The sequence below is a fragment of the Pseudomonas sp. CFBP 5748 genome (assembly GCF_053850495.1).
The window spans coordinates 367,034-393,789 of record NZ_JBSPTN010000002.1 but is presented as its reverse complement, the minus strand read 5'-3'; the positions used below and the strand labels follow the sequence as shown (position 1 = coordinate 393,789).

The 26,756-nt window shown below is 61.9% G+C and carries 21 protein-coding genes; 14 read left to right on the top strand and 7 right to left on the bottom strand.

The genetic code is table 11. The features are described 5' to 3' along the window. Positions 1–43: 43 nt before the first annotated feature. The 3 genes from preA to hydA all read right to left on the bottom strand — a co-directional run bounded on the left by preA (position 44) and on the right by hydA (position 4,308). Positions 44–1,318 (bottom strand): NAD-dependent dihydropyrimidine dehydrogenase subunit PreA, encoded by a 1,275-nt coding sequence (preA, locus tag ACWNZ1_RS06355; protein WP_456027489.1) that lies wholly within the window; start codon positions 1,316–1,318, stop codon positions 44–46. After that, positions 1,319–2,686: an NAD(P)-dependent oxidoreductase gene (locus ACWNZ1_RS06350; protein WP_265073007.1), complete on the bottom strand. Its 1,368-nt coding sequence runs from the start codon at positions 2,684–2,686 to the stop codon at positions 1,319–1,321. A gap of 182 nt (positions 2,687–2,868) precedes the next feature. Next, positions 2,869–4,308: a dihydropyrimidinase gene (hydA, locus tag ACWNZ1_RS06345; RefSeq protein ID WP_256452675.1), complete on the bottom strand. Its 1,440-nt coding sequence runs from the start codon at positions 4,306–4,308 to the stop codon at positions 2,869–2,871. Positions 4,309–4,928: 620 nt separating this feature from the next. Here hydA and ACWNZ1_RS06340 point away from each other — a divergent pair. The 4 genes from ACWNZ1_RS06340 to ACWNZ1_RS06325 all read left to right on the top strand — a co-directional run bounded on the left by ACWNZ1_RS06340 (position 4,929) and on the right by ACWNZ1_RS06325 (position 9,898). After that, positions 4,929–6,407, top strand: a complete 1,479-nt coding sequence (locus ACWNZ1_RS06340) for an NCS1 family nucleobase:cation symporter-1 (RefSeq protein WP_256452676.1) — start codon at positions 4,929–4,931, stop codon at positions 6,405–6,407. A gap of 151 nt (positions 6,408–6,558) precedes the next feature. After that, positions 6,559–7,842 (top strand): Zn-dependent hydrolase, encoded by a 1,284-nt coding sequence (locus ACWNZ1_RS06335; RefSeq protein WP_135844989.1) that lies wholly within the window; start codon positions 6,559–6,561, stop codon positions 7,840–7,842. An 87-nt stretch (positions 7,843–7,929) separates the two neighbouring features. After that, entirely contained in the window at positions 7,930–9,417 is a 1,488-nt protein-coding gene (locus tag ACWNZ1_RS06330) for a PAS domain S-box protein (RefSeq protein WP_135844990.1), read from the top strand. A gap of 232 nt (positions 9,418–9,649) precedes the next feature. Then, the gene (locus ACWNZ1_RS06325) at positions 9,650–9,898 is read left to right on the top strand and encodes a DUF1652 domain-containing protein (RefSeq protein WP_135844991.1); all 249 of its coding nucleotides are present in this window, start codon (positions 9,650–9,652) and stop codon (positions 9,896–9,898) included. Between the two features lie 72 nt (positions 9,899–9,970). Here ACWNZ1_RS06325 and ACWNZ1_RS06320 read toward each other — a convergent pair whose 3' ends face one another. Both ACWNZ1_RS06320 and ACWNZ1_RS06315 read right to left on the bottom strand, forming a co-directional pair. Beyond that, positions 9,971–11,356: a sensor histidine kinase gene (locus ACWNZ1_RS06320; RefSeq protein WP_456027488.1), complete on the bottom strand. Its 1,386-nt coding sequence runs from the start codon at positions 11,354–11,356 to the stop codon at positions 9,971–9,973. Further along, positions 11,334–12,017 carry a response regulator transcription factor gene (locus ACWNZ1_RS06315; RefSeq protein WP_135844993.1) on the bottom strand — a complete coding sequence of 228 codons (684 nt, stop codon included), beginning with the start codon at positions 12,015–12,017 and terminating at the stop codon, positions 11,334–11,336. The genes ACWNZ1_RS06320 and ACWNZ1_RS06315 overlap by 23 nt, the downstream gene beginning before the upstream one ends. Before the next feature lie 276 nt (positions 12,018–12,293). Here ACWNZ1_RS06315 and hcnA point away from each other — a divergent pair, with 276 nt between their 5' ends. The 3 genes from hcnA to hcnC are packed head-to-tail and all read left to right on the top strand — an operon-like array spanning position 12,294 to position 15,296. Beyond that, positions 12,294–12,620, top strand: coding sequence for a cyanide-forming glycine dehydrogenase subunit HcnA (gene hcnA, locus ACWNZ1_RS06310; RefSeq protein WP_256452677.1), 327 nt, complete (start codon positions 12,294–12,296; stop codon positions 12,618–12,620). Then, a complete protein-coding gene (gene hcnB / locus ACWNZ1_RS06305; protein WP_456027487.1) occupies positions 12,617–14,026 on the top strand; it encodes a cyanide-forming glycine dehydrogenase subunit HcnB in 1,410 nt (469 codons plus the stop codon). The genes hcnA and hcnB overlap by 4 nt, the downstream gene beginning before the upstream one ends. Continuing rightward, positions 14,019–15,296: a cyanide-forming glycine dehydrogenase subunit HcnC gene (gene hcnC, locus ACWNZ1_RS06300; protein ID WP_456027486.1), complete on the top strand. Its 1,278-nt coding sequence runs from the start codon at positions 14,019–14,021 to the stop codon at positions 15,294–15,296. Before hcnB ends, hcnC begins: the two co-directional genes overlap by 8 nt. A gap of 168 nt (positions 15,297–15,464) precedes the next feature. On the opposite strand, the gene ACWNZ1_RS06295 is transcribed toward hcnC, so the two are convergent. Next, positions 15,465–16,076 (bottom strand): glutathione S-transferase family protein, encoded by a 612-nt coding sequence (locus tag ACWNZ1_RS06295; protein ID WP_135844997.1) that lies wholly within the window; start codon positions 16,074–16,076, stop codon positions 15,465–15,467. 30 nt (positions 16,077–16,106) lie between these two features. Beyond that, the gene (locus ACWNZ1_RS06290) at positions 16,107–17,030 is read right to left on the bottom strand and encodes a MurR/RpiR family transcriptional regulator (protein WP_014337867.1); all 924 of its coding nucleotides are present in this window, start codon (positions 17,028–17,030) and stop codon (positions 16,107–16,109) included. Between the two features lie 311 nt (positions 17,031–17,341). Here ACWNZ1_RS06290 and ACWNZ1_RS06285 point away from each other — a divergent pair, with 311 nt between their 5' ends. The 7 genes from ACWNZ1_RS06285 to ACWNZ1_RS06255 all read left to right on the top strand — a co-directional run bounded on the left by ACWNZ1_RS06285 (position 17,342) and on the right by ACWNZ1_RS06255 (position 26,653). Then, positions 17,342–19,282: a bifunctional 5-dehydro-2-deoxygluconokinase/5-dehydro-2-deoxyphosphogluconate aldolase gene (locus ACWNZ1_RS06285; protein WP_256452680.1), complete on the top strand. Its 1,941-nt coding sequence runs from the start codon at positions 17,342–17,344 to the stop codon at positions 19,280–19,282. Between the two features lie 158 nt (positions 19,283–19,440). After that, positions 19,441–20,334 (top strand): myo-inosose-2 dehydratase, encoded by an 894-nt coding sequence (iolE, locus tag ACWNZ1_RS06280; protein ID WP_456027485.1) that lies wholly within the window; start codon positions 19,441–19,443, stop codon positions 20,332–20,334. Further along, the gene (gene iolB, locus ACWNZ1_RS06275) at positions 20,331–21,140 is read left to right on the top strand and encodes a 5-deoxy-glucuronate isomerase (protein WP_135845000.1); all 810 of its coding nucleotides are present in this window, start codon (positions 20,331–20,333) and stop codon (positions 21,138–21,140) included. Before iolE ends, iolB begins: the two co-directional genes overlap by 4 nt. 30 nt (positions 21,141–21,170) lie before the next feature. Beyond that, a complete protein-coding gene (locus ACWNZ1_RS06270) occupies positions 21,171–22,673 on the top strand; it encodes a CoA-acylating methylmalonate-semialdehyde dehydrogenase (RefSeq protein ID WP_135845001.1) in 1,503 nt (500 codons plus the stop codon). A 35-nt stretch (positions 22,674–22,708) separates the two neighbouring features. Further along, entirely contained in the window at positions 22,709–23,530 is an 822-nt protein-coding gene (locus ACWNZ1_RS06265; RefSeq protein ID WP_456027484.1) for a TIM barrel protein, read from the top strand. Positions 23,531–23,681: 151 nt separating this feature from the next. Then, a complete protein-coding gene (gene iolD / locus ACWNZ1_RS06260) occupies positions 23,682–25,613 on the top strand; it encodes a 3D-(3,5/4)-trihydroxycyclohexane-1,2-dione acylhydrolase (decyclizing) (protein WP_456027483.1) in 1,932 nt (643 codons plus the stop codon). A 29-nt stretch (positions 25,614–25,642) separates the two neighbouring features. Further along, the gene (locus ACWNZ1_RS06255; protein ID WP_256452682.1) at positions 25,643–26,653 is read left to right on the top strand and encodes a Gfo/Idh/MocA family protein; all 1,011 of its coding nucleotides are present in this window, start codon (positions 25,643–25,645) and stop codon (positions 26,651–26,653) included. Positions 26,654–26,756: the final 103 nt, after the last annotated feature.

Genomic DNA, 26,756 nt, shown 5'->3' with positions numbered 1-26,756 from the left:
CGCGAGCAAGCTCGCGAAGAGGCCAGTCCAGACACCTCAGCCCTCAGACAGCAACATGATAGGGATTACGCGGATCATGGTTCCAATCCAAAAACGGCTTGCCCGTGTCCACCGTCACCATCTCGATGCAGTCCTGCACCGGGCAGGTGATCTGGCAGAGGTTGCAGCCCACGCATTCTTCATTGATCACTTCATATTTACGTGTTCCGTCCGCTTGCTTGAGGCTGGCGATGGCCTGGTGTGAAGTGTCTTCGCAGGCGATGTGGCAGCGACCGCAACCGATGCAGGCGTCCTGGTCGATCTTGGCGATGACCTGGTAGTTGATGTCCAGGTACTTCCAGTCGGTGGTGTTGCCCACCGCGCGCCCGGAGAAGGCCTGGAGGTTGGCGTGGCCGTGATCGTCCATCCAGCGTGACAGGCCGTCCTTCATCTCCTCGACGATGCGAAAACCATGCAGCATCGCCGCCGTGCAGACCTGCACCGCGCCGCTGCCCAGGGCGATGAATTCGGCGGCGTCGCGCCAGCTGCCGATGCCGCCGATGCCGCAGATCGGCAAGCCGTGGGTCTGCGGGTCGCGGGCGATTTCGGCGACCATGTTCAGGGCGATGGGTTTGACCGCCGAGCCGCAATACCCGCCGTGGGTGCTCTGGCTGCCGACGGTGGGCAGGGCGACCATGCGGTCCAGGTCGACGCTGGTGATGGAGTTGATGGTGTTGATCAACGACACCGCGTCAGCGCCGCCGCGATGGGCCGCGCGGGCGGCGACGCGGATGTCAGTGATGTTCGGCGTGAGCTTGACGATCACCGGCAGCGAGCAATAGGTCTTGCACCAGCGAGTCACTTGCTCGACGTATTCCGGCACCTGGCCGACCGCCGCGCCCATGCCCCGTTCCGGCATGCCGTGGGGGCAACCGAAGTTCAGCTCGATGCCGTCGGCGCCCGTGGCCTCCACCAGGGGCAGGATGCGCTTCCACGACTCTTCCACGCAGGGAACCATCAGCGACACGATCAACGCCCGGTCCGGCCAGTCCTTTTTCACCTGGGTGATTTCCCGCAGGTTGATCTCCAGCGAACGGTCGGTGATCAGCTCGATGTTATTGATGCCCAGCACCTCGCGATTGGCGCCGTAGTGGGCCGAGTAGCGCGACGACACGTTCACGGCGGCCGGGTCTTCCCCGAGGGTTTTCCAGACCACGCCACCCCAGCCGGCCTCGAAGGCGCGAACCACGTTATAGGCCTTGTCGGTGGGCGGCGCGGAGGCCAGCCAGAACGGATTGGGGGCTTTGATGCCGGCGAAGACAATCGACAGATCGGCCATTTACGCAGCCTCCACGTTGAGCATCAGTTGAGCGTTGATCGCCTCGGCGGCGAGCTTGCCATGTTGCACGGCCTGCACAGTGAGGTCCTGGTCCAGGCTGGTGCAATCGCCACCGGCATACACCCCGGCAATGCTGGTGCGCAGTTGTTCGTCCACCAGGATCCGCCCGTCCTGGCGCTTGAGTTCCCGGGCCAGCGGATCCACCAGCGCGTTGTCGTCGAAGGCCTGGCCGATGGCTTTGAAAATGGCGTCGGCGGGCAGGTCGAAGGTTTCGGCGCTGGTGACCAGGCGACCGTTTTCCAGATGCGTGCGGGAGAAGCGCATGCCGCGCACATTTCCAGTGTCGTCGAGCAAGACCTGTTGCGGCTGAGCCCAGGTCAGCAGGCGCACCTGATTGGCCTTGGCGATGTCTTGTTCATGCACGGTGGCACCCATGTCTTCAAGGCCGCGCCGGTACACCAGGCTGACGTCCCGGGCGCCAAGACGGGCCATTTGCACGGCCATGTCGATGGCGGTGTTACCGGCGCCGAGGACGATGCAACGGTCGGCCAGGGGCAACTGGCTGAGGTCGTCGGCCTGACGCAGTTCGCGGATGTACTCGGTGGCGGCCAGCAGCCCCGGCGCTTGTTCGTCGCTCAGGCCCAGTTGTTTGCTGGCGGCCAGGCCGAGGCCGAGGAACACCGCGTCGAACTGTTGGTGCAAATCGCTCAGGCTCAGGTTCTCGCCTAGCTTCTGGCCATGGCGGATTTCGATGCCGCCGATGTCCAGCAGAAAGGCCAGTTCGCGCTGGGCGTAATCGTCTACCAGTTTGTATTTGGCGATGCCGTATTCGTTGAGGCCGCCGGCTTTTTCCCGTGCTTCGAAGATCACCACGTCATGCCCGTGCATCGCGCTGCGGTGGGCGCAGGACAAGCCCGCAGGGCCCGCGCCGACCACGGCGATGCGCTTGCCGGTGGCGGCGCCGCGTTTGAACGGGTGTTCGCTGAAGTGGGCATTGTCCACGGCGTAGCGCTGCAACAGGCCGATCAGCACTGGCGCGCATTCCTGGGCGTTGTTGCGCACGCAGGCTTGCTGGCAAAGGATCTCGGTGGGGCAAACCCGCGCGCAACTGCCGCCAAGGATGTTGGCCGAGAGGATTTTCTGCGCCGCGCCTTGGACGTTGTCCTGGTGGATGTTGCGAATGAACGAGGGGATATCGATCTCGCTTGGACAGGCGTTCACGCACGGCGCGTCGTAGCAGTACAGACAGCGGGAGGCTTCCAGGTGGGCCTGGCGCGCATTGAGCGGCGGCGCCAGGTCGCTGAAACGGGCGGCGAGGGTGGCCGGCTCTTCCGGGGAATGGGGGAGGTGACTCAAGGGCTGGATCATGGAATGGGCCTCACGGTGTTTGAGGTGCTGCCTCTGGTGGGCAGTGGTTTTTTCGTTGTCTGGACTGACGTCTTCGCGAGCAAGCCCGCTCCCACAAGGGATTTGCTACACACCACACATCTGCGTCTATCCCAGATCCAATGTGGGAGCGGGCTTGCTCGCGAAGGCCGAAGGCCTGGATTTCAGCGTTTAACCGCAGTTGGTTTGTTCAGCTCCGCCCGCTTACTCAGCAAATCAAACACCGCCGGATACGCCGGCCGTTCGACGTAGCGCCCGGCACCGCGTTCGGCCCGCAGGTCGCCATCGGCCCAGACCAGTCGCCCCTGGCTGATGGTGTGGCTGGGCACGCCCCGCACGGTCTTGCCTTCGAAGATGTTGAAGTCCACTTGCTGGTGATGGGTCTTGGCGGAAATCGTGCGGCTGCCTTGCGGGTCCCAGAGCACCAGGTCGGCGTCGGCACCGACGCGGATCGCCCCTTTGCGTGGGTAGAGGTTGAAGATCTTCGCGGTGTTGGTGGAGGTGAGGGCGACGAAGTCGTGCATCGACAATTTGCCGCTGTTGACCCCCTCGTCCCAGAGCACGGCCATGCGGTCTTCGATACCGGCGGTGCCGTTGGGGATTTTGCTGAAGTCGTCGCGACCGGCGGCTTTCTGCTCGGCGCAGAAGCAGCAGTGGTCGGTGGCGGTGGTGTGCAGGTTGCCCGACTGCAAGCCGTGCCAGAGCGCGTCCTGATGGCCGCGAGGCCGGAAGGGTGGGCTCATCACGTAGCCGGCGGCGGTCTGCCAGTCCGGGTGGCGATAGACGCTGTCGTCCAGCAGCAGATGCCCGGCCAGCACTTCACCGTAGACCGGCTGGCCCTTGCTGCGGGCATAGGTGATTTCGTCCAGCGCCTCTTTGGTGGACACGTGCACCAGGTACAGCGGTGTGCCCAGGGTCTCGGCAATGCGGATGGCCCGGCTCGCGGCTTCGCCTTCCACTTGCGAGGGGCGCGACAGCGGATGGGCTTCCGGCCCGGTGATGCCTTGGGCCAGCAGCTTGCGTTGCAGGTGATAGACCAGTTCGCCGTTCTCGGCGTGCACCGTGGGCACCGCCCCCAGTTCCAGGCAGCGTTCGAAGCTCGCGACCAAGGTGTCATCGGCGGCCATGATCGCGTTCTTGTAGGCCATGAAATGCTTGAAGCTGTTCACGCCGTGCTGGCTGACCAGCTCGGCCATTTCTTCGCGAACCTGCTCGCTCCACCAGGTGATCGCCACGTGAAAACCGTAGTCGCTGGCGCTTTTCTCGGCCCAGCCACGCCATTGATGAAAGGCTTCCATCAGCGACTGCTGCGGGTTGGGAATCACGAAGTCGATGATCGAGGTGGTGCCCCCGGCCAGGCCTGCCGCCGTGCCGCTGAAGAAATCCTCGCTGGCGACCGTGCCCATGAACGGCAACTGCATGTGGGTATGCGGGTCAATGCCGCCCGGCATCAGGTATTGGCCGCTGCCATCGAGCACTTCGACCTCGGCGGGAACATCCAGGTTTTCACCAATGGCCTTGATCACGCCGTCGGCACAGAACACATCGGCGCGATAACTTTCATCATGGGTAATTACCGTGGCACCACGGATCAACAGAGACATTCCGAGCTCCTCGCAGGCATGACCGACTGATGCCGGTTCTTTATGTTTTATAGACCACGATTAATAAGTGACAAAACGTGGCAGGTTATATTCCTGTCACGGCTGTCAGGATTAGACGCTAGCTGGAGTTGAGAGAATGAGCAAGATTATTTTTCATAAGCTTATTCTGTTAATAACTATTTGAAAAATAACGAATAAATAATTAAATCACCAAAATGGTGAGCCGCCTCACCATTTTGACGCACTTGACAGGATCGCTATTTGAGCGAGATTTGTCATGGTAAATCAGCGGCTTGAAAGCTGTGAAAGTGCGGTTTAGACACGTCGCATAAAGTGGGGGTGCACCACTTTGAATCTTCAGCTCGACAGAACGTACAGGTCATCTAGCCTAAAGGGCGATGTTCAGCAGTGTGGCAAGGTTCTGAGTGTGAATTAAAGTATTAAACATCAAGTGGTTATAAGTGTTTTATCGATCGCCCAGTCAACTCGGCGCAACAATCGGCACGGTTATTGAGTGTTGACGCTGTCGGGCAGGGCCGTCGGTAGCACGCGTGCTTACATGCAAGTACTCCGGCCATCGCCAGTCGATGAGCAAAAATAATGAAAACAGTGGAGCGGACATGACCAGATCAACAGTGACTGAGCGCGACGGGTTGTTCGAGCTTGATGCCGGCAGCGACGTCCTCGACAGCCCCCGTTACAACCACGACATCGCGCCGACCAAGGTGCACGAGCGAACCTGGAACAAGTGGCACATCACTGCATTGTGGGTCGGCATGGCGATCTGCGTGCCGACCTACACCCTTGGCGGCGTTCTCACTGCCTACTTTGGCCTGACGGTGGGCGAGGCGCTGCTGGCGATACTATTCGCCAACATCATCGTGTTGATTCCCCTGACCCTCAACGCCTTCGCCGGGACCAAGTACGGCATCCCGTTTCCGGTGTTGTTGCGTTCGTCCTTCGGTGTCATTGGCTCCAATGTCCCGTGTCTGATTCGCGCCTTGGTGGCGTGTGGCTGGTTTGGCATCCAGACAATGTTCGGCGGGCTGGCGATCCACCTGTTTCTCGGCTCGGTGTTCGAAGGCTGGAAGAGCCTGGGCGGCACCGGTGAAGTGATCGGCTTCATGCTGTTCTGGGTCATGAACCTGTGGGTGGTGTTGCGCGGTGCCGAGTCGATCAAATGGCTGGAAACCTTGTCCGCGCCACTGCTGGTGCTGGTGGGGGCCGGGCTGTTGGTGTGGGCGTTGCCCAATGTGTCATTGACTGAGCTGATGGCGGTCCCGGCCAAACGGCCTGAAGGTGCTGGCGTGACCAGTTACTTTCTTGCCGGGCTGACGGCCATGGTCGGTTTCTGGGCGACGTTGTCGTTGAACATTCCTGACTTCAGCCGCTACGCCAAGAGCCAGAAAGACCAGATCGTGGGGCAGGTCATCGGCCTGCCGTTGACCATGTTCCTGTTTGCCTCCCTCGGCGTGGTCATGACCGCCGCCTCGGAGAAACTGGTGGGGGTGACCGTCTCCGATCCGGTGAGCTTGATCGGGCACATCCAGAGCCCGGTGTGGGTGGCCCTGGCCATGGTGCTGATCATCGTCGCCACGTTGTCGACCAACACCGCCGCCAACATCGTCTCGCCCACCAACGATTTCCAGAACCTGGCGCCGAAACTGATCGGCCGTACCAAGGCCGTCATGCTCACCGGGCTGGTGGGGTTGGCGCTGATGGCCCACGAACTGCTGAAAAAGCTTGGCCTGATCGTCTCCGAGGTCAGTCTTGAATCGGTTTATTCGAACTGGTTGCTGGGTTATTCAAGCCTGCTGGGGCCCATTGCCGGGATCATGGTGGTGGACTATTTCCTGATCAAGAAACAGCAACTGGATCTGGCCGGGCTGTACCGCGACGACGTTTATCCGGCATGGAACTGGAACGGCTTCATCGCCTTTGGCGTGCCGGTGCTGCTGACCTTGTTGTCCCTGGGCAGCGACGCGTTCAGCTGGTTCTACAGCTACGGCTGGTTCACCGGTTCGGCGCTGGGCGGGGTGATTTATTACGGGTTGTGCGGTTTTCGTGCGAGCCCATCCGTCGCCAAATCTGCGGTGTGAAGGAGGGCCCCATCGCGAGCAAGCTCGCTCCCACACTGGATTCGGGTGGCCGCGAAATCTATGCGCACAGTAGATCCCTTGTGGGAGCGAGCTTGCTCGCGATAGCGGCCTCAAAAACACCAAAAAAATGCCTGAAAAATGGAGATCCCCCATGAACGCAGCCGTCGACGTTCTACAGTCCACCCACCCGCACATCAACCGCGACCGCCTGTGGCAATCGCTCATGGACCTGGCCCGGCTCGGTGCCACGGTCAAGGGCGGTGTGTGTCGGTTGGCCTTGACCGATCTCGATCGCCAGGCCCGGGACCTGTTCGTGCAATGGACCGAAGCGGCCGGCTGCACGGTCAGCATCGATGCGGTGGGCAATATCTTTGCCCGACGCCCGGGGCGCAATCCGAACCTGCCGCCGGTGATGACCGGCAGTCACATCGACACTCAACCCACCGGCGGCAAGTTCGACGGCTGCTTTGGTGTACTGTCCGGGCTGGAAGTGCTGCGTACCCTCAATGACCTGGGCATCGAAACCGAGGCACCGCTGGAAGTGGTGGTGTGGACCAACGAAGAGGGTTCGCGCTTCGCCCCGTGCATGATGGGCTCCGGCGTGTTCGCGGAAAAATTCACCCTTGAAGAAACCCTGGCCAAGGTCGACGCCGAAGGCATCACCGTCGGCCAGGCGCTCAACGCTATCGGTTACGCCGGCCCGCGCCAGGTCAGTGGGCATCCGGTAGGGGCGTATTTTGAAGCGCACATTGAACAGGGGCCGATCCTGGAAGATGAACACAAGACCATCGGCATCGTCATGGGCGCCCTCGGGCAGAAATGGTTCGACCTGACGTTGCGGGGCGTCGAAGCCCATGCCGGCCCGACCCCGATGCACCTGCGCAAGGACGCCCTGGTGGGCGCCTCGATCATCGTCGGCGCCGTCAACCGCGCCGCCCTCGGTCATCAACCCCATGCCTGCGGCACGGTGGGTTGCCTGCAAGCCTATCCGGGCTCGCGCAATGTCATCCCCGGCGAGGTGCGCATGACCCTGGATTTCCGTCATCTGGAACCGGCGCGGCTGGATTCGATGATCGCCGAGGTCAAGCAGGTGATCGACGACACCTGCCGGCAGCATGGCCTGACCTATGACCTGAAACCCACGGCCGACTTCCCGCCGCTGTATTTCAACCCAGGCTGCGTCGAAGCCGTACGTGGCGCGGCCCAGGGCCTCGGTCTGTCGCACATGGAGATCGTCAGCGGGGCTGGTCATGACGCGATATTCCTCGCCGAACTGGGCCCGGCCGGGATGATCTTCGTGCCGTGTGAAGGCGGTATCAGCCACAACGAAATAGAAAATGCCGCCCCCGACGATCTCGCCGCCGGTTGCGCGGTCCTGCTGCGGGCGATGCTGGCAGCCTCACAGGCCATTGCCGAGGGGCGCATGGCGGTTTGAGTGGCGTGGTGCACTATCGCAACCCCATGTGGTCGTAACCTTCAACGCATCCATGCTTGAAAATTGCACTGACCACATGGAGACCCAATGAACCAAGATGTCCCGACCACCGATACCAATCGTCGCCAATTGCTGCAAATTATCGCCGGGCTGTCTGACGGGGTGATCTTGATCGAAGTCGATCAGACCATCGCCTGGGCCAACGAAGCGGCGTTGACCATGCACGGGGTCACTGACCTCAAAGCGCTGGGTGCCAATGCCGAGGAATACGCCCAGCGGTTCAATTTGCGTTATCGCAACAATCACCCGTTGACTGCGGACAACTACCCCATTGCCCGGGCCGCCCGGGGCGATGAGTTCAGTGATGTGCTGGTGGAAGTCACGCCCGAGGCCGCTCCGGACCGCACCTGGGTTCATCGGATCCGCAGCCTGGTATTGACCGACCGCAGCGGCGAGGCGGAATTACTGGTACTGATCCTCAGCGATGCCACCGAATGGGCCAGCGCCGAGCAGCGTTTTGAAAGAACCTTCGGGGCCAACCCGGCGCCGGCAGTGATCTGTCGTCTCAGTGACTTGCGCTATATCAAGGTCAACCAGGGTTTTCTGGAAATGACTGGCTACAGCCGCGAGCAAGTGATCGGCCGTTCGGTGTATGAGCTGGACGTGCTCGAGAGCGCTGAAAAACGTGATTTGGCCATTGAGCGTCTGGGGCAGGGCACGACCATTCCGCAAATGCAGGCCGAGCTGAAATTGCCAGGCGGCGGCAGCAAGCAAGTGATTGTCGCCGGCCAGCCGCTGGATGACCTGCACGACGAAGACTGCATGCTGTTTTCCTTCATGGACATGGAGCCGCGCCGCAAGGCGGAAACGGCGCTGCGCCAGAGCGAGGAACGTTTTGCCAAGTCGTTCCGCCTCACGCCGGTACCCACCCTGGTGTGCAGCGCCGAACAGCAATTGCTGGAAATCAACGAAGCCTTTCTCCAAACCACCGGTTATGCCAGTGAGGAGCTGCTGGGTAAAACCGTGGAGGAAATCGGCTTCCTCGGCAAGGGCGCCAGCGCCGCACTGTTTGCCACCCTGGAAAAGACCGCGACGGTGTCCAGCGTCGACGTCAAGGTCCACAAGAAAGACGGCGAACAGATCGACTGCGAGGTGGCGGCCGACACCGTGATCATCCAGGACAAGCCCTGCTACCTGCTGGTGTTGATGAACATCACTGAGCGCAAGCGCTCGGAGCTGGAGTTGGTGGCGGCCATCGAGGAAGTGATGAAGGACGCTTCCTGGTTCAGCCGGACCCTGATCGAAAAATTGGCCAATGTGAGGAGTATCAACGCTCAGGTGTCCAGTGTGTCGTTCACCGAGTTGACGGCCCGGGAGCGTGATGTGCTGGGCTTGATCTGTGAGGGCCTGGCGGACAAGGAAATCGCCGCGCGCTTGAAACTGGCCCCCAATACCGTACGAAATCATGTGGCGACGCTGTACTCCAAGCTGGACGTGCACAGTCGCAGCGAAGCCATCGTCTGGGCTCGGGAGCGGGGCTTGTTCGCCAGCGAATGGCGAAACAAGGCACGATGATGGTGCAAATGCACTGGGTCCACTGGTGCATATTCGGGTTCTGCGCGGGCGCTTGGGACCTTAGGCTGTGAGGGTGCGGCATTAGTTTGCTATGTCGCGTCCCCATGAAACAGTCAAGGAACAGGTCGCATGCGCAGTGAACCCATCAAACGTGTAAACAGGATGTCTGTTAAGGCCGGGAGCCCGGTGTTGTCCATCAGTCGTTTGCAATCTCAACGCTGAGGTACACCGCATGACCCAACTGGCCCCTGTGCGCGCGCGCCTCGAAGAAAGCTTCAAGCCGCTGGCTTGCGAATGCAGCCTCAATGGCGACGGCACCCTTACGGTACGCCTCTATCATCGCGAAAGCGGCGAGGTGGACTTGGTCGTGAGTGGCATGAGCCTGGACAGCGTTCGTTCGGAAGAAAGCCTGACGAAGCTGATCGACGAACTGCGCTATGAGCTTGAAAACACCCCTCTGCGTCGCAGTGACCTGGCATAGATGATCCGCTGAACGCCGTCCATTGTGGTGAGGGGATAAATCCCCTCACCACAAGTGCGGTCCAGCTCATGTCTACAACAACGTCGCCCGGCAATCGAGTACCAACCGCGCACCGCCGCGCTCGCTGCTGCCCACTTCCAGCGTGAACCCGTGCAAATTGACAATCGCTGCGACGATCGACAGGCCCAGGCCGAATCCGCCGTGCTGGCTGCTGCCCTCGGCACGATAAAAGCGGCGGAATACGGCCTTGCGCTCCGCCTCAGGGATGCCGGGGCCGGAGTCGAGCACTTCGATGCGGGTACTGTCGCCCTGATCGACCCCGCGCAGAATCACTTCGCCCCCTGGCGGGGTGAACTTGATGGAATTGCTCAGCAGGTTCGACACCGCCTCGAACAGCAACGCACGGTCGCCATTGAGCAGGGGCAGGGCGTCAGGCGCTTCCAGGGTGAAAGTCAGTTGGCCTTCCTCGGCCAGCGGCAGGTAAAAGTCGTGCAGTTCCTGCAATAACTGCAACGGATCGAGGCGCACAAACCCCGAGCGACGCTGTTGGTCTTCCAGTTCGGAAATCCGTAACAAGCCACGAAAGCGCGCCATCAGCGTATCGGTCTCGGCAATCACCTGGTCCATCTGCAGCGCCTCGGGCGAGCCGTCCGGGGCTTCTTGCTGGATGCGATAAAGCTGCGCGCGCAGACGGGTCAGCGGCGTGCGCAGGTCATGGGCGATGTTGTCGCACACGCCCTTGACCTCGTTCATCAAGCGTTCGATGCGATCGAGCATGGCGTTGACGATCGCCGCCAGCATGTCCAGTTCATCGCGCCGGCTTGAGAGGGGCAGGCGATGGGTCAGGTCGCCGGCGACGATGGCCTCGGCGCTGGCTTGCAGTTTGCGAATACGCTGCAGCGGGCGGCGACGCAGCAGATGCCAGCCGGCAATGCCTGGGAGTATGGTCAGCGACACGCCCCAGAACAGCGCGTGCAAGATGATCCGCGTCACGGCGAACAGCGAGCCGTTGTCCCGCGCCAATACCAGCCAGCGCCCGTCCTGAGTCCGGGTCGCCACCGCGTCGCAACTGTCGGAAGACACGCCGGGGGCGTCGGAATCGACGCAGCCGCCGAGCATGTGGATCCTGCCATCGAGTGGCAGGTCCGCGGGGATCCGCTGGATCGGCCCGCTCAAGTGGTGCAGTTGCGGATCGAACAGACCGTAGGCATCGACGCCGCGCTCGTCCAGCGTCAGGCTGGCCATGAGCGCGTCTTCCAACTGATCGCCGTGGATTCGCGAAAACAGATGCTGGCGCTGCATCAGCGAGTGTTTGGCCAGGCTGTCGAGGTAGCCAAACACTTCGTAATACATCACCCCCATCAGGATCGCGCTCCAGATCACGAACAGCGAACTGTACAGCGCCAGCAGGCGGCTGCTGGAGGAACGCCAGCCCTTAGCAGGGTTCAGCAATGACATAGCCGGAACCCCGTACCGTGCGAATCAGCGGTTCCAGGCCCGGCGGGTCGATCTTCTTGCGCAGGCGGCCAATGTGGACATCGATCAGATTGGTGCCTGGGTCGAAGTGATAGCCCCAGACTTCCTCGAAAATCATCATGCGCGAGAGGATCTGCCCGCTGTTGCGCATCAGGAATTCCAGCAACTTGTATTCGGTGGGCAGCAGGCTGAGTAATTGCCCGTTGCGACTGGCTTCGCGGCTGATCAGGTTCAGCTCCAGGTCGGCCACCCGCAGCGCGGTTTCAGGCTCGCGGGTGCCACTGTTACGTCGCAGCAGCACCTCGACGCGGGCGGCCATTTCGTCGGTGGCGAAGGGCTTGGTCAGGTAGTCGTCGCCACCGGCCCGCAGACCGCGCACCCGTTCATCGACATCGGAAAGGGCGCTGATCATCAGGATCGGCGTGGCCACGCCCATGGTCCGCAGGGTGGTCACGATTACCAGGCCATCGAGCTCGGGCAGCATGCGGTCGAGGGTAATCAGGTCGTAGTCACCGCTTACCGCGCGCTCCAGGCCTTCGCGACCGTTGTCGACCCAGTCGACATCCAGGCCGTTGCGGGTCAGCTCGGCGACGATTTCACGGGCGGTCACGGCGTCGTCTTCGATGGTCAGGATGCGATTCATGGGCGGTACCGTGTTGGGAAGTTGGTGCTCTTGCGCAGCATTCTGCCAAAGAATACCTGTCGGCTTTCTGAAAAAAAGTTCATGAGCCAGCAAGCGGATTCGCTGGCCTGGATCAATACTTGGTCACAAATAATCCCTAACATAAATTTCGTGCGCACTATCATGTTGCGTCTGTCGCCCCGTTTTGGCGCGCTGCCGCTACCGGGTACTGATGCGAACCGGTGATGGTGTGCCGCAAGGAGCCGAGCCCCCACAGACCTTTCAAGGACGAGCAGTATGATGCAACCTCCAGACCTTCTACGCCGAAAATTCGATATCCAGCCGCTGACCCAGGCCGACATGACGGTGCGCCTGGACGGGCAGGCTGTCAGCGCCGCCCAGGGTGAGACCGTTCTCACCGTCATCCAGTCCCTGGGCCAACGTCAAGTGGCCCGCAACGATCACGACCAGATCAGCGGCGCTTACTGCGGCATGGGCGTGTGCCAGTGCTGCCTGGTCAAGATCGACGGTCGCCACAAGCGCCGCGCCTGCCAGACCCTGGTACGTCCCGGCATGCAGATCGAAACCCGGGCCAACCGCATCACCGAGACGGAGGCGTCATGAGCCTTGATCCGGTGATTGTCGGCGGTGGGCCGGCGGGTATGGCCGCAGCCATTGAGCTGGCCTCCCATGGGGTGCGCAGCACCTTGCTCGAAGAAGCGCCGCGCCTGGGTGGCGTGGTGTATCGCGGACCGTTGCGCGATGGTGTGCGCCTGGATTACCTGGGCCCCCGCTACAGCGAAGCCCTGGAGAAGCTCCACGGTGAATTCCAGCGCTATGCCGGGTTGATCGACGTGCGATTGAGCAGCCGTGTCATTGGCGCCGAAGGCTTCCGGGCGCTGATGCTGCTGGACGTCGACGAGCGCCTGCGCGAGGTTGTCTACTCACATTTGGTCCTGGCGGCCGGTTGTCACGAGCGCAGCGTGCCGTTTCCTGGCTGGACCTTGCCGGGGGTGATGATGCTCGGTGGCCTGCAATTGCAGATCAAGAGCGGAGTGGTCAAGCCGCCTGGGCCGGTGGTGATCGCCGGCACCGGCCCGTTGCTGCCGCTGGTGGCTTGCCAACTGCACGCTTCGGGCGTGGCGGTGGCGGGTGTCTATGAGGCCTGCACCTTCGGCAGGATTGCCAAGGAAAGCCTGGCGTTGCTGAACAAGCCGCAGTTGTTCCTCGATGGCCTGAGCATGTTGGCCTATCTCAAGCTCAATCGCATTCCCGTGCGCTATGGCTGGGGCGTGGTCCAGGCGGACGGCGAGGGGGAGTTGAGCCACGTCACCGTCGCGCCGTATTCCAGTACCTGGGAGCCGGACTTGAAACGCGCCGAGGAGGTGCCGGCCCAGACCCTGGCGGTTGGCTACGGGTTTATCCCACGTACCCAGCTGAGCCAGCAGATGGGCCTGGAGCACGGCTTCAGCGATGACGGCTACTTGCGGGCCGTGTCCGATGCCTGGCAACAAAGCAGCGAGGCGCACATTCACCTGGCCGGCGACATGGGCGGGATTCGTGGTGGGGAAGCGGCCATGCTGAGCGGGCGCATCGCAGCGTTGTCGATCCTGATGCAACGCAACGTACTGGATGTGTCCGCCGCCCTGGCGCAGCGCGAGCGGTACCAGGCGCAACTGGAGCGAATCGTTCGCTTTCGCGCCGCTGTGGACCGCTACACCCAGCGTGGCACCGGGCAAACCGCATTGCCGGCTGCCGATACGGTGATTTGCCGCTGTGAGCACGCGACCCGCGCCGACATCGACCGGGCCCTGGAGCAAGGCGTGCAAGACATGGCCGGTCTGAAAATGCGCACCCGCGTCAGCATGGGCGACTGCCAGGGGCGGATGTGCGTCGGCTATTGCAGTGATCGATTGCGCGAAGCCACCGGGCGTGCCGACGTGGGTTGGCTACGACCGCGTTTCCCCATCGATCCGATTCCATTTTCTGCATTCCACGACGCCGACACGGAGGCCGCCCAGCATGATTAAGCATCCAGATCTCAAGGACTACGACGTGGTCATCGCCGGTGGCGGGGTGATCGGGGCCTCCTGTGCCTATCAGCTGTCCAAGCGCAAGCACCTGAAGATCGCCCTGGTCGATGCCAAGCGTCCCGGCAACGCCACCCGTGCCTCGGCCGGCGGCCTGTGGGCCATTGGCGAGTCCGTGGGGTTGGGCTGCGGGGTGATCTTCTTTCGCATGATGTCGGCCAATCGCAAGCGCCAGACCCAGGGTGCCGCCGTGGCGGTGGACGCCAGCACGCCGCACATCCTGCCCCAGTCGTTTTTTGATTTCGCCTTGCAGTCCAACGCGATGTATCCCCAATTGCACCGCGAGTTGATCGACAACCATGGCATGGATTTCAAATTCGAGGAGACCGGGCTCAAGTTCGTGATCTACGACGACGAAGACCGTCTGTACGCCGAGCATATCGTCGCCTGCATTCCCCACCTGGCCGATCAGGTGCGTTGGCTCGACCAGACCACCCTGCGCGAGGCCGAGCCGAATGTCAGTCATGAGGCCCGTGGCGCGCTGGAGTTCCTGTGTGATCACCAGGTCAGCCCGTTCCGCCTGGCTGACGCCTACACCGAAGGTGCCCGGCAGAACGGTGTCGATATGTTTTTCAACACCAACGTGACGGAAGTCCTGCGCAGTGGTTCGCGGGTCACCGGCGTGAAAACCGCCGAGGCCGGGACTTTCACCTGCCGGACCCTGATCAACGCGACGGGGGCCTGGGCGGCGGACCTGAGCGAGCAAGCCACCGGCGTGCGGATCCCGGTGAAGCCGGTCAAGGGGCAAATCCTGCTGACCGAACGCATGCCGAAAATCCTCAACGGCTGCCTGACCACCAGCGACTGCTACGTGGCGCAGAAAGACAACGGCGAAATCCTGATTGGCAGCACCACGGAAGACAAGGGTTTCGACGTGACCACCACCTACCCCGAGATCGAAGGGCTGGTGCAGGGCGCGGTGCGGTGTATTCCGCAACTGGCCGACATCAACCTGAAACGTACCTGGGCCGGCCTGCGCCCGGGGTCTCCCGATGAATTGCCGATCCTGGGGCCGATGCGTGGCGTGGAAGGCTACCTCAACGCCTGCGGCCATTTCCGCACCGGCATCCTCACTTCGGCCATCACCGGAGTGCTGCTGGACAAACTGGTGAACAACGAACCGTTGCCGCTGGACATCACGCCATTTCTGGCGGATCGCTTCGAGGTGACGCCGAAGGCCGTTGAAACAAAGGAAGTGGAGCTGGCTTGAGAATAAGCCCTCGCTAACTACAGAGATTTGTCGTCAACCCTGTGGGAGCCGAGCTTGCTCGCGATGACGGCGGCACATTCAGCATCCATGCAAGCTGACTCACCGCTATCGCGAGCAAGCTCAGCTCCCACAGGGTTTGTGGTGGACACAGGTTCTTGGGTGTCGCCATTACTCCATCGGCGTGCTGGCAAACACCTCCAACCCTTCGGCATAAGCCGTAAACGCGCTGATCAACGGAAAAGCCTTGTCCTGCACCTGGTCCGGCACCACAAGGTTGGTGAAACTCCACGCCACTGCCACAGTGATGCCAGCCTGATCAATCGAGCCGTCGGTGCTCAACGGCTGTTTCTCCAGTTCCTGCTCCAGCATTCCATAGGCCGCGGCCAGTTGGCCTTCCACGCGTTCAACCCACGGCGCATGTTGAATCTCCGTCGGCCGCAGGTTGCGCTCATAGTAAATCTGCACCGATTTTTCGCACGCCGCCAAGGCCAGCCCGATCAGCCGCAGTGAGCGTACTCGTTGTCCAAGATCATCCGGCATCAGGCTTTTGCCCGGTGCGGCCAAGGCCTCGAGATAATCAATGATCAACGTGGAGTCCATCAGCACAGTGCCATCGTCCAGCACCAGGGAAGGGGCCTTGACCACTGGGTTGATGCGCTGGAATTGCTCGAAATGCCTGAACACCGAAACCGATTGGTGTTCCAGGGCAACCCCCAGGCATTTGGCGGAAATGGCGGCGCGGCGCACGTAGGGCGAGTCCAGCATGCCGATCAGTTTCATGGCTTCTCCTTCAATTGATAGCTCGGGGCGTCAGTCCTCGAACCCGACCTGTTCATGGATTTCATCGACCTTGAGTTCCAGCCGGTAAGCCACCGCGATGAACAAGGCCTGGCACAGGCACAGTGTGGCACTCAACGAGCGGAAGGCGAACGAGCTGCCTTCGTTCACCAGCAGCACCGCATTGGCCCGCTTGGCCAGGGGCGACAGGTTGCTGTCGGTGATGATCAGTGTCTTGGCCTGATGATGCTGGGCGATGCGCAGGCAGTGCTGGGTTTCCTTGCCGTAGGGCGTGAAGCTGATGGCAATGACCAGGTCGTTGGCCCGCACACTACGCATCTGCTCGCGATAACTGCCCCCCAGGCCGGACACCAGGTGAATGCGTTTATTGGTGTGTTGCAGGTTGTAGACCAGGTAATCGGCCACCGCGAACGAGCGGCGTACACCCACCACATAGATGTTGTCGGCGTTGACCACCAGGTCCACGGCTTTTTCGAAAGCCTGGTCATCCAGCTCCAACCCCAGGCGCTCGATGCCCGACAGGGTGGCGTTGACGCACTCGCGGGCCAGGTCGCCGCCGCTGGCTTTCTGCGACTTGTTGGCGATCATGCTGCGGATGCGCTGCTGGTAGTTCTGCACCGGCGTGGTCTTGTGGGTGTAGGCCTCGCGGAACAACGCCTGCATTTCACTGAAGCCGCTGAAACCGAAGCGTTGCGAGAACCTGACGATGGCCGAGGGGTGCACTTCGCATTCCCGGGCGATGTCGCTGATGCGATCGACCATGATCCGGTCGCTCTGCTGGCTCATGTAGCTGGCGATGCGTTTGAGCTGGCGCGGCAGGCTTTCGTATTCATCGGTAATCAGTTGCAGCAGGCGCTCGGCATTGATCGGAGGGCTGGAGAGGGCGGGTTCGGACGCGCTCTCGGACGGCGCCGGCAGATCATCGGGGCGGGTCATAGAAAATCCTTCTGGCTTGTTCTTATGGGCGGCCCCAAAAGAGGCCGGCCCTCGACAATAGGTTGGCTGGTCGCAGTCTACAGCGTAGGCGCAGGGAAAATCATGGGTGGACAACGTTGCAATAGGTGCTGAAACGATGCACTGCGTCTGGTCCGGTTCAGCTATAGCGTATTGGAAAAAATATTCCACGTAAAAAATTTATAGAATAATTATTGATTATTGGCGGCTGCTCGTTTTAGTCTGCATCCACCAAGAGCGTTGGCGCCGGTTCCGGCGGCAAGCGCAGGCTGATAAAAATAACAGGAGCCAGCATGGGCCAGACTCGTTTTGCCAGTGGGCGTCAATTGGATGTGATCTGCCTGGGACGCCTGGGTGTCGACCTTTACGCGCAGCAAGTCGGAGCGCGCCTGGAAGATGTCTCAAGCTTTGCCAAATACCTGGGTGGTTCGTCGGCCAACATCGCCTTCGGCACGGCGCGATTAGGACTCAAGTCGGCGATGTTGAGCCGGGTCGGCGATGACCACATGGGCCGCTTCCTGGTGGAGTCCCTGGCCCGCGAAGGCTGCGATGTCAGCGGCATCAAGGTCGACCCGCAGCGCCTGACGGCCATGGTCCTGTTGGGTATCAAGGACCGGGAGACCTTTCCCTTGGTGTTCTACCGGGAAAACTGCGCCGACATGGCGCTGCGCGCCGAGGACATCAATGAAACGTTCATTGCCTCCAGCAAGGCGCTGCTGATCACCGGCACTCATTTCTCTACCGAAGACGTCTATAAGGCCAGCACCCAGGCGCTGGATTACGCCGAGAAACACAACGTCAAACGCGTGTTGGACATTGACTATCGCCCGGTACTCTGGGGCCTGGCAGGCAAGGCGGATGGGGAAACCCGGTTCGTCGCCGACCAGAAAGTCAGCCAGCACGTGCAAAGCATCCTGCCGCGTTTTGACCTGATCGTCGGCACCGAAGAAGAATTCCTGATTGCCGGTGGCAGTGAAGACTTGCTGACCGCGCTGCGAACCGTGCGTTCGCTGACGGCTGCCACGCTGGTGGTCAAGCTCGGGCCGCAGGGCTGCACAGTCATCCACGGCGCTATCCCGACCCGACTGGAAGACGGTGCCCTTTATCCTGGGGTACGGGTCGAAGTCCTGAATGTATTGGGCGCCGGTGATGCGTTCATGTCGGGCTTTCTCGCCGGGTGGCTGGAGGACGCCAGCGATGAACGTTGCTGCCAATTGGCCAATGCCTGCGGCGGCCTGGTGGTGTCGCGCCATGCCTGTGCCCCGGCGATGCCGACCCGGGCCGAGCTCGACTATTTATTCAAGAGTCCGGTGCCGATTACCCGGCCGGACCAGGACGCCGTGTTGCAGCGGCTGCATCAGGTCAGCGTGCCACGCAAGGCCTGGAAACAGCTGTTCATCTTTGCGTTCGACCATCGCTGGCAACTGGTGGAACTGGCCCAGAAGAGCGGTCGCGACCTGAGTTGCATTGGTCAGCTCAAGCAACTGTTCATCCAGGCGGTGGAGCGGGTCGAAGCCGACCTGCAGCGTCAGGGTATCGCGGCTGATGTCGGCCTGCTGGCCGATCAACGTTTCGGCCAGGACTCGCTGAACGCTGCGACCGGCCGGGGCTGGTGGGTGGCGCGGCCCGTGGAGGTGCAGAACTCGCGGCCGCTGGCGTTTGAACATGGGCGCTCGATCGGCAGCAATCTGATCGCCTGGCCCCAGGAACAGATCATCAAGTGCCTGGTGCAATTTCACCCCGATGACGAACCGCTGCTGCGCCTCGAACAGGAGGCGCAATTGATGGGGTTGTACAAGGCCTCCCAGGTCAGCGGCCATGAATTGCTGTTGGAAGTCATTCCGCCCAAGGATCACCCCTCGCCGCACCCGGACGTGCTCTATCGCGCCCTCAAGCGCCTCTACAACCTGGGCATTTTCCCGGCGTGGTGGAAGATCGAGGCCCAGAGTGCGCAGGAGTGGAAGCAGCTCGACGAACTGATCCAACAGCGCGATCCGTACTGCCGGGGCGTGGTGTTGCTGGGCCTCAACGCCCCGGCTGCCGCCCTGGCCGAAGGTTTCCGCCAGGCCAGCCAGAGCGCCACCTGCCGCGGGTTTGCCGTGGGTCGCACGATCTTCCAGGAACCGAGCCGGGCCTGGCTGGCCGGGGAAATCGATGATGAAACGTTGATCCGGCAAGTGCAGGGCAGGTTTGTGGAGTTGATCGAGGCGTGGCGTGCTGCGCGGGATAGATGAGTTAACGCCAATCCAATGTGGGAGTGGGGTTACTCGCCAAAGCGGTGTGTCGGGCGACATCCATGTTGAATATGCCGCCGCCTTCGCGAGCAAGCCCGCTCCCACAAGTGTTCAGCGTCGTTCTTACTGATTTGTGAAAAACAATAAAAGGTGCAGCCATGCCCGCTATTCGAATTGGCATCAACCCGATTTCCTGGAGCAACGACGACTTGCCATCGTTGGGCGGCGAGACGCCGTTGAGCACGGCGCTGAGCGAAGGCAAGGCCATCGGTTACGAAGGTTTTGAGCTCAACGGCAAGTTCCCCAAGGACGCCAAGGGTGTCGGCGATGTGCTGCGCCCTTATGACCTGGCGTTGGTTTCCGGCTGGTATTCCAGTCGCTTGGCCCGGCGTTCGGCGGCTGAGGAAATCGACGCTATCGCCAGCCATGTCGAGCTGCTGGCGCAGAACGGTGCAACGGTGCTGGTGTATGGCGAAGTCGCCGACTCCATTCAAGGCCAGCGCATTCCTCTGATCGAACGGCCGCGCTTTCACACCGATGAAGCCTGGCAAGCCTACGCTGACAAACTCACCGAGCTGGCACGCTTCACCTTATCCAGGGGCGTGCGCCTGGCCTATCACCACCACATGGGGGCCTACGTCGAATCGCCCGCGGACATCGACAAGTTGATGGCTTTGACCGGCAGTGAAGTGGGCCTGCTATTCGACTCGGGCCACTGCTACATGGGCGGCGGTGAGCCGTTGCAGGTGTTGCGCAAACACATCGAGCGCGTTTGCCATGTGCACTTCAAGGACGTGCGCAAAGCGGTGGTGCAACTGGCGCGCAACAACCTCTGGAGTTTTCCTGACTGCATCATTAACGGCACCTTCACGGTGCCGGGGGACGGTGACATCGATTTCGCCGCGTTGCTCGACGTGCTGCTGGCCGCCGATTACCAAGGCTGGCTGGTGGTCGAAGCCGAGCAGGATCCGGCCGTGGCGCCGAGTTATGTCTACGCCAAGAAAGGCTACGACACCCTGTGCGCCTTGCTGCAAGAGAGGACTGCGTCATGAGCCTGTTGATCAAAAGCCAATCCAGCGGTCGGACCATGGTCGAGCTGCCTGCTGGCGAACTGGAATATGTCGGCTTCACCGCCTACCGTTTGAGCCTTGGTGAAACCTTGCCGGTAGCCGCCGCTGACAAGGAGTTGTGCCTGGTGCTGCTCAGCGGTCGCATCGGCCTCAAGGGCGAAGCGCCGGGGCAGGGCGCCTTTGACTGGGACAACCTCGGTGACCGCCACTCGGTGTTCGAGGACAAATCGCCCTATGCCGCGTATCTGCCGCCCGGCAGCCAGGCCCAGGTGACTGCCCTGAGCGACGTGCAGATTGCCGTGTGTGCCGCGCCGGGTTCTGCGCAAAACAATTACGGCCCACGGCTGATCCGCCCGGACAGCATGAAGCGCAGCGTGCGCGGCAAGGGTGCCAACACCCGGTATGTCTGCGACATCCTGCCCGACAGCGAACCGGCCCATTCGCTGCTAGTGGTGGAAGTGCGCACGCCGTCGGGGCACTCGTCGAGCTACCCGCCCCACAAGCACGACACTGACGACTTGCCGCACCAGAGCTTTCTGGAAGAAACCTATTACCACCAGGTCAACCCGTCCCAGGGCTTTGTGTTCCAGCGGGTCTACACCGACGACCGCAGCATCGACCAGGCCATGGCCGTGGAGAACAGCGACCTGGTGGTGGTGCCCAAGGGCTACCACCCGGTCAGCGTGCCCTATGGGTACGAGTCGTATTACCTGAACGTCATGGCCGGCCCGAAGCGGGTCTGGCAGTTCCATAACGACCCGCAGCACAGTTGGCTGCTCGACCTCTGAATTCCACCCTTTGCACGGAGAACAAGAACAATGAGTGACGCCCCGGTAATAGGCCATTACATCAACGGCCACGTGCAGGACAGCGACAGCGCGCGGTTCAGCAAGGTGTTCAACCCGGCCACTGGCCAGGTGCAGGCCCGGGTCGCCCTGGCCGAACCGGGCACCGTCGATGCGGCGGTGGCCTCGGCGCTGGCGGCGTTTCCGGCCTGGTCCGAGCAATCGTCCCTGCGCCGTTCGCGGGTGATGTTCAAGTTCAAGGAATTGCTCGACCGCCATCACGACGAACTGGCGCAGATCATCAGCCGCGAACACGGCAAGGTCTTGTCCGACGCCCATGGTGAGGTCACCCGGGGCATCGAGATCGTCGAGTACGCCTGCGGTGCGCCGAGCCTGCTCAAGACCGATTTCAGTGACAACATCGGTGGCGGCATCGACAACTGGAACCTGCGCCAGCCCCTGGGCGTGTGCGCCGGTGTCACGCCGTTCAATTTTCCGGTGATGGTGCCGCTGTGGATGATTCCCCTGGCGCTGGTCGCGGGCAACTGCTTCATCCTCAAGCCTTCGGAACGTGACCCGTCCGCCAGTTTGCTGATGGCCCGGTTGCTGACGGAAGCCGGTTTGCCCGACGGTGTGTTCAACGTGGTCCAGGGCGACAAAGTGGCGGTGGATGCGCTGTTGCAGCACCCGGACATCGAAGCCATTTCTTTTGTCGGCTCCACGCCGATCGCCGAGTACATCCATCAGCAGGGCACCGCGAACGGCAAGCGCGTCCAGGCCCTGGGCGGCGCCAAGAATCACATGATTGTCATGCCCGACGCCGACCTCGACCAGGCGGCGGATGCGTTGATCGGTGCGGCCTACGGTTCGGCTGGTGAGCGCTGCATGGCGATTTCCATCGCCGTGGCTGTGGGGGAGGTGGGCGATGAGTTGATTGCCAAACTGTTGCCGCGCATCGATCAGTTGAAGATCGGCGACGGCCAGCAGCCCGGCACCGACATGGGGCCGCTGGTCACCGCCGAGCACAAGGCCAAGGTCGAAGGCTTCATCGACGCCGGCGTGGCCGAGGGCGCTCGGCTGATCGTCGACGGCCGTGGTTTCAAGGTGCCGGGGGCCGAGCAGGGGTTCTTTGTCGGGGCGACGCTGTTCGATCAGGTCAGCGTCGAGATGAGCATCTACCAGCAAGAGATCTTCGGCCCGGTGCTGGGGATCGTTCGCGTGCCGGATTTCGCCACGGCAGTCGCGCTGATCAACGCCCATGAATTCGGCAACGGCGTGTCCTGCTTCACCCGTGACGGCGGCATCGCCCGGGCGTTCGCCCGCAGCATCAAGGTCGGCATGGTCGGCATCAACGTACCGATTCCGGTGCCCATGGCCTGGCATTCCTTTGGCGGCTGGAAGCGCTCGTTGTTCGGCGATCACCATGCCTACGGCGAGGAAGGCCTGCGTTTCTATAGTCGCTACAAAAGCGTGATGCAGCGCTGGCCCGACAGCATTTCCAAGGGGCCTGAATTCAGCATGCCGACTGCCCAATAACTCATTTTTGAATGACTGCCGGAGGGAGAACAACAATGAACAAGCCCCTGCGTTTTGCCCTGAATCGAATGGTTGCCCCGCGCCTGTCACTGCCCGCTTTTATCGACCTGGCCCTGGCGTTGAAAACCGATGCCATCGAGATCCGCAACGATCTGAAGGGTGTCGAGATCGAAGACGGCATGCCGCCGGCCCGCGTGCGTGAGTTGTGCGAGGCGCGGGGCATCAAGGTGCTGTCGATCAACGCCCTGTACCCCTTCGACGTGTGGAATGAAGAGCGCCGTGCCCAGGCCGTGCGCCTGGCCGACTACGCCCGTGAATGCGGTGCCGAGGGGCTGGTGATGTGCCCGCTCAACGATCGCGCCGACCCGCGCAGCGAGGCCGAGCGCGCGGCGGGGCTGCGCACGGCCCTCAGTGAACTGGCGCCGATTCTGCGGGCCTTTGGCATCTACGGTTTCATCGAACCGCTGGGTTTCGAGGAGTGCTCGCTGCGCCGCAAACGCACGGCGGTGGAGGCGATCAAGGCCATTGGCGGGCTCGATGTGTTCCGCCTGGTGCATGACACCTTCCACCATCATCTGGCCGGTGAGCACGAAGTCTTCCCCGAACTGACCGGGCTGGTGCACATCTCCGGCGTCGAGGATACCCAGGCCCCCTTGGCCACCATCCGCGACGGTCATCGGGTGCTGGTGGGCGAGGCCGACATCCTCGGCAATGCCGCGCAGATCGAGGCGTTGCGGGCCGGTGGTTACGAGGGCTACCTGTCCTTCGAACCGTTTGCCGAGAGCGTCCATGATCTGGCCGACATTCGCCAGGCGCTGGGGGCGAGCATGAATCACCTGCAAAGCTCCCAGGCCTGACCCGATTGTTGACCCGATGAAGATCCCAATGTGGGAGCGGGCTTGCTCGCGAAAGCGGCCGCACATTCAACATTGATGTCGCCTGACACACCGCTTTCGCGAGCAAGCCCGCTCCCACACTTGACCGAGTTGCGTTTGAAAAGGTGCAAGCATGACCACAACACGACTGACCATGGCCCAGGCCCTGGTGAAATTCCTCGATAACCAGTACATCGAGGTCGATGGCGTCCAGAGCAAATTCGTCGCCGGGGTCTTTACCATTTTCGGCCACGGCAACGTGCTGGGCCTGGGCCAGGCGCTGGAGCAGGACAGCGGCGACCTGGTGGTCCATCAAGGCCGCAACGAGCAGGGCATGGCCCATGCCGCCATCGGCTTTGCCAAGCAGCACCTGCGCCGCAAGATCTACGCCTGCAGCTCGTCGGTCGGCCCAGGCGCGGCGAACATGCTGACCGCCGCCGCCACGGCGACGGCCAATCGTATTCCGTTGCTGCTGTTGCCCGGCGACGTCTACGCCAGCCGCCAACCGGACCCGGTGCTGCAACAGATCGAGCAGTTTCACGACCTGAGCATCAGCACCAACGATGCCTTTAAGGCCGTGAGCAAATACTGGGACCGCATCAACCGCCCCGAGCAACTGATGACCGCCGCGATCCATGCGATGCGCGTCTTGACCGACCCGGCCGAAACCGGCGCGGTAACCCTGGCGCTGCCCCAGGACGTACAGGCCGAAGCCTACGATTACCCGGATTACTTCCTGCAGAAACGGGTTCATCGCATCGACCGTCGCCCGGCCACCGAGGCGATGCTCGGCGATGCCCTGGCGCTGCTCAAGGGCAAGCGCCAGCCGTTGATCATCTGCGGTGGCGGTGTGCGGTATTCCGGTGCGAATGCCGCGTTGCAGGCCTTTGCCGAGCGCTTCGACATTCCCTTCGCCGAGACTCAGGCCGGCAAGAGCGCTGTGGTTTCCAGCCACCCGCTGAACGTGGGTGGCGTCGGCGAAACCGGTTGCCTGGCGGCGAATCTGTTGGCCAAGAAAGCCGACCTGATCATCGGTATCGGCACTCGCTACAGCGATTTCACCACAGCCTCGAAATGGCTGTTCCAGCACCCGGACGTGCAATTCCTCAATCTCAACATCAGCCCGTGCGATGCCCTGAAACTCGACGGCGTGCAACTGCTGGCCGACGCGCGTTCGGGCCTGGAGGCACTGTCGGCGGCGATGGGCGACTATCGCGCCGAATGGGGCGGGCAGGTCGCCGATGCCAAGGCCCAGCTGGACGCCGAAGTGGATCGGATCTATCAGGCCGACTTCCAGACCGAGGATTTCGTCCCGGAAATCAACGACCACATGGACCCGGCGGTGTTTCGTGAATTCATCGAGCTCACCGGTTCCTGCCTGACCCAGAGCCGCGTGTTGGGTACGCTCAATGAAAGCCTGGCGGATGACGCCATCATCGTCGCCGCCGCTGGCAGCCTGCCCGGCGACTTGCAGCGCAGCTGGCGCAGCAAGGGCGTGAACACCTATCACCTCGAGTACGGCTATTCGTGCATGGGTTACGAGGTGAATGCGGCGCTGGGGGTCAAGCTCGCCGAGCCCGACAAAGAGGTGTACGCCCTGGTGGGTGATGGCTCCTACATGATGCTGCACTCGGAGCTGGCGACCTCGATCCAGGAGCGGCGCAAGATCAATGTGGTACTGCTGGACAACATGACGTTCGGTTGCATCAACAACCTGCAAATGGAACACGGCATGGACAGTTTCGGCACCGAGTTCCGCTTCCGCAACCCGGACACCGGCAAGCTCGACGGCGGTTTCGTGCCGGTGGACTTCGCCATGAGCGCGGCGGCCTATGGCTGCAAGACCTACAAGGTCAAGACCCTCGACGAGCTGCACGCGGCCCTGGCCGATGCGCGGCGGCAAACGGTCTCGACGCTGATCGACATCAAGGTCCTGCCCAAGACCATGATCCACAAATACCTGTCGTGGTGGCGGGTCGGCGTGGCGCAAGTTTCTACCAGCGCCCGCACCGATGCAGTCGCCAAGACCCTCAATGAGCGACTGGCCAAGACCCGTCAATACTGATTGCCCCACCACTACGAAAGGAGTTTTTCATGTCTTTGAAGCTGGGCGTCATCGGCACCGGGGCCATCGGCCAGGACCATATCCGTCGTTGCAGCCAGACCTTGCTCAACAGCCAGGTGGTGGCGGTGACCGACATCAACCTGCAACAAGCGGCCAAGGTCGTTGCCGATCTCAAGCTGACCGCCGAGGTCTACCCCGACGGTCATGCGTTGATCAAGGCGCCGGACGTGGAGGCGATCCTCGTGACCTCCTGGGGACCGAGCCACGAAGAGTTCGTGCTGGCGGCGATTGCCGCTGGCAAACCGGTGTTCTGTGAAAAGCCCCTGGCCGTCACGGCCGAAGGCTGCCGCAAGATCGTCGAGGCCGAAGTCGCCCACGGCAAGCGCCTGGTGCAGGTCGGTTTCATGCGCCCGTACGATGAAGGTTATCGGGCGCTCAAGGCGGTGATTGACAGTGGGCAGATCGGTGAACCGCTGATGCTGCACTGCGCCCACCGCAACCCGAGCGTCGGCGAGAACTACAAGACCGACATGGCCATCACCGATACCTTGATCCATGAATTGGATGTGTTGCGCTGGCTGCTGGCCGATGACTATGTCTCGGTGCAGGTGGTGTTCCCGCGCAAGACCAGCAAGGCCCTGGCGCACTTGCGGGATCCGCAGATCATTCTGTTGGAAACCGCGAAGGGCACGCGCATCGACGTGGAGGTGTTCGTCAACTGCCAGTACGGCTACGACATCCAGTGTGAAGTGGTGGGGGAGACCGGCATCGCCAAGCTCCCGGAACCGTCCCAGGTGCAACTGCGCAGCGGCGCCAAGCTGTCCAACGCCATCCTGATGGATTGGAAGGACCGCTTCATCGCTGCCTACGACGTCGAATTGCAGGCCTTCATCGACGGCGTGCGCACCGGGCAGGTGGGCGGTCCGTCGGCCTGGGACGGCTTCGCCGCGGCGGTGGCGGCGGATGCTTGCATTCAAGCGCAGCAGAGCGGGCAGATCGTCAAAGTCGAACTGCCCGAGCGCCCGCGTTTCTACGGCTAACCACAATCGACCGCGTTTCCCTGAAGGTACTCGGTCAATTGTGGGAGCCGAGCTTGCTCGCGATAGCGGTGGGTCAGTCGACATAGTGCAAGCTGATCCGACG

Excerpts from the sequence above, each read along its gene's own strand:
- preA (WP_456027489.1), bottom strand. The coding sequence starts at position 1,318 with ATGGCCGATCTGTCGATTGTCTTCGCCGGCATCAAAGCCCCCAATCCG.
- ACWNZ1_RS06350 (WP_265073007.1), bottom strand. The coding sequence starts at position 2,686 with ATGATCCAGCCCTTGAGTCACCTCCCCCATTCCCCGGAAGAGCCGGCC.
- hydA (WP_256452675.1), bottom strand. The coding sequence starts at position 4,308 with ATGTCTCTGTTGATCCGTGGTGCCACGGTAATTACCCATGATGAAAGT.
- ACWNZ1_RS06340 (WP_256452676.1), top strand. The coding sequence starts at position 4,929 with ATGACCAGATCAACAGTGACTGAGCGCGACGGGTTGTTCGAGCTTGAT.
- ACWNZ1_RS06335 (WP_135844989.1), top strand. The coding sequence starts at position 6,559 with ATGAACGCAGCCGTCGACGTTCTACAGTCCACCCACCCGCACATCAAC.
- ACWNZ1_RS06330 (WP_135844990.1), top strand. The coding sequence starts at position 7,930 with ATGAACCAAGATGTCCCGACCACCGATACCAATCGTCGCCAATTGCTG.
- ACWNZ1_RS06325 (WP_135844991.1), top strand. The coding sequence starts at position 9,650 with ATGACCCAACTGGCCCCTGTGCGCGCGCGCCTCGAAGAAAGCTTCAAG.
- ACWNZ1_RS06320 (WP_456027488.1), bottom strand. The coding sequence starts at position 11,356 with ATGTCATTGCTGAACCCTGCTAAGGGCTGGCGTTCCTCCAGCAGCCGC.
- ACWNZ1_RS06315 (WP_135844993.1), bottom strand. The coding sequence starts at position 12,017 with ATGAATCGCATCCTGACCATCGAAGACGACGCCGTGACCGCCCGTGAA.
- hcnA (WP_256452677.1), top strand. The coding sequence starts at position 12,294 with ATGATGCAACCTCCAGACCTTCTACGCCGAAAATTCGATATCCAGCCG.
- hcnB (WP_456027487.1), top strand. The coding sequence starts at position 12,617 with ATGAGCCTTGATCCGGTGATTGTCGGCGGTGGGCCGGCGGGTATGGCC.
- hcnC (WP_456027486.1), top strand. The coding sequence starts at position 14,019 with ATGATTAAGCATCCAGATCTCAAGGACTACGACGTGGTCATCGCCGGT.
- ACWNZ1_RS06295 (WP_135844997.1), bottom strand. The coding sequence starts at position 16,076 with ATGAAACTGATCGGCATGCTGGACTCGCCCTACGTGCGCCGCGCCGCC.
- ACWNZ1_RS06290 (WP_014337867.1), bottom strand. The coding sequence starts at position 17,030 with ATGACCCGCCCCGATGATCTGCCGGCGCCGTCCGAGAGCGCGTCCGAA.
- ACWNZ1_RS06285 (WP_256452680.1), top strand. The coding sequence starts at position 17,342 with ATGGGCCAGACTCGTTTTGCCAGTGGGCGTCAATTGGATGTGATCTGC.
- iolE (WP_456027485.1), top strand. The coding sequence starts at position 19,441 with ATGCCCGCTATTCGAATTGGCATCAACCCGATTTCCTGGAGCAACGAC.
- iolB (WP_135845000.1), top strand. The coding sequence starts at position 20,331 with ATGAGCCTGTTGATCAAAAGCCAATCCAGCGGTCGGACCATGGTCGAG.
- ACWNZ1_RS06270 (WP_135845001.1), top strand. The coding sequence starts at position 21,171 with ATGAGTGACGCCCCGGTAATAGGCCATTACATCAACGGCCACGTGCAG.
- ACWNZ1_RS06265 (WP_456027484.1), top strand. The coding sequence starts at position 22,709 with ATGAACAAGCCCCTGCGTTTTGCCCTGAATCGAATGGTTGCCCCGCGC.
- iolD (WP_456027483.1), top strand. The coding sequence starts at position 23,682 with ATGACCACAACACGACTGACCATGGCCCAGGCCCTGGTGAAATTCCTC.
- ACWNZ1_RS06255 (WP_256452682.1), top strand. The coding sequence starts at position 25,643 with ATGTCTTTGAAGCTGGGCGTCATCGGCACCGGGGCCATCGGCCAGGAC.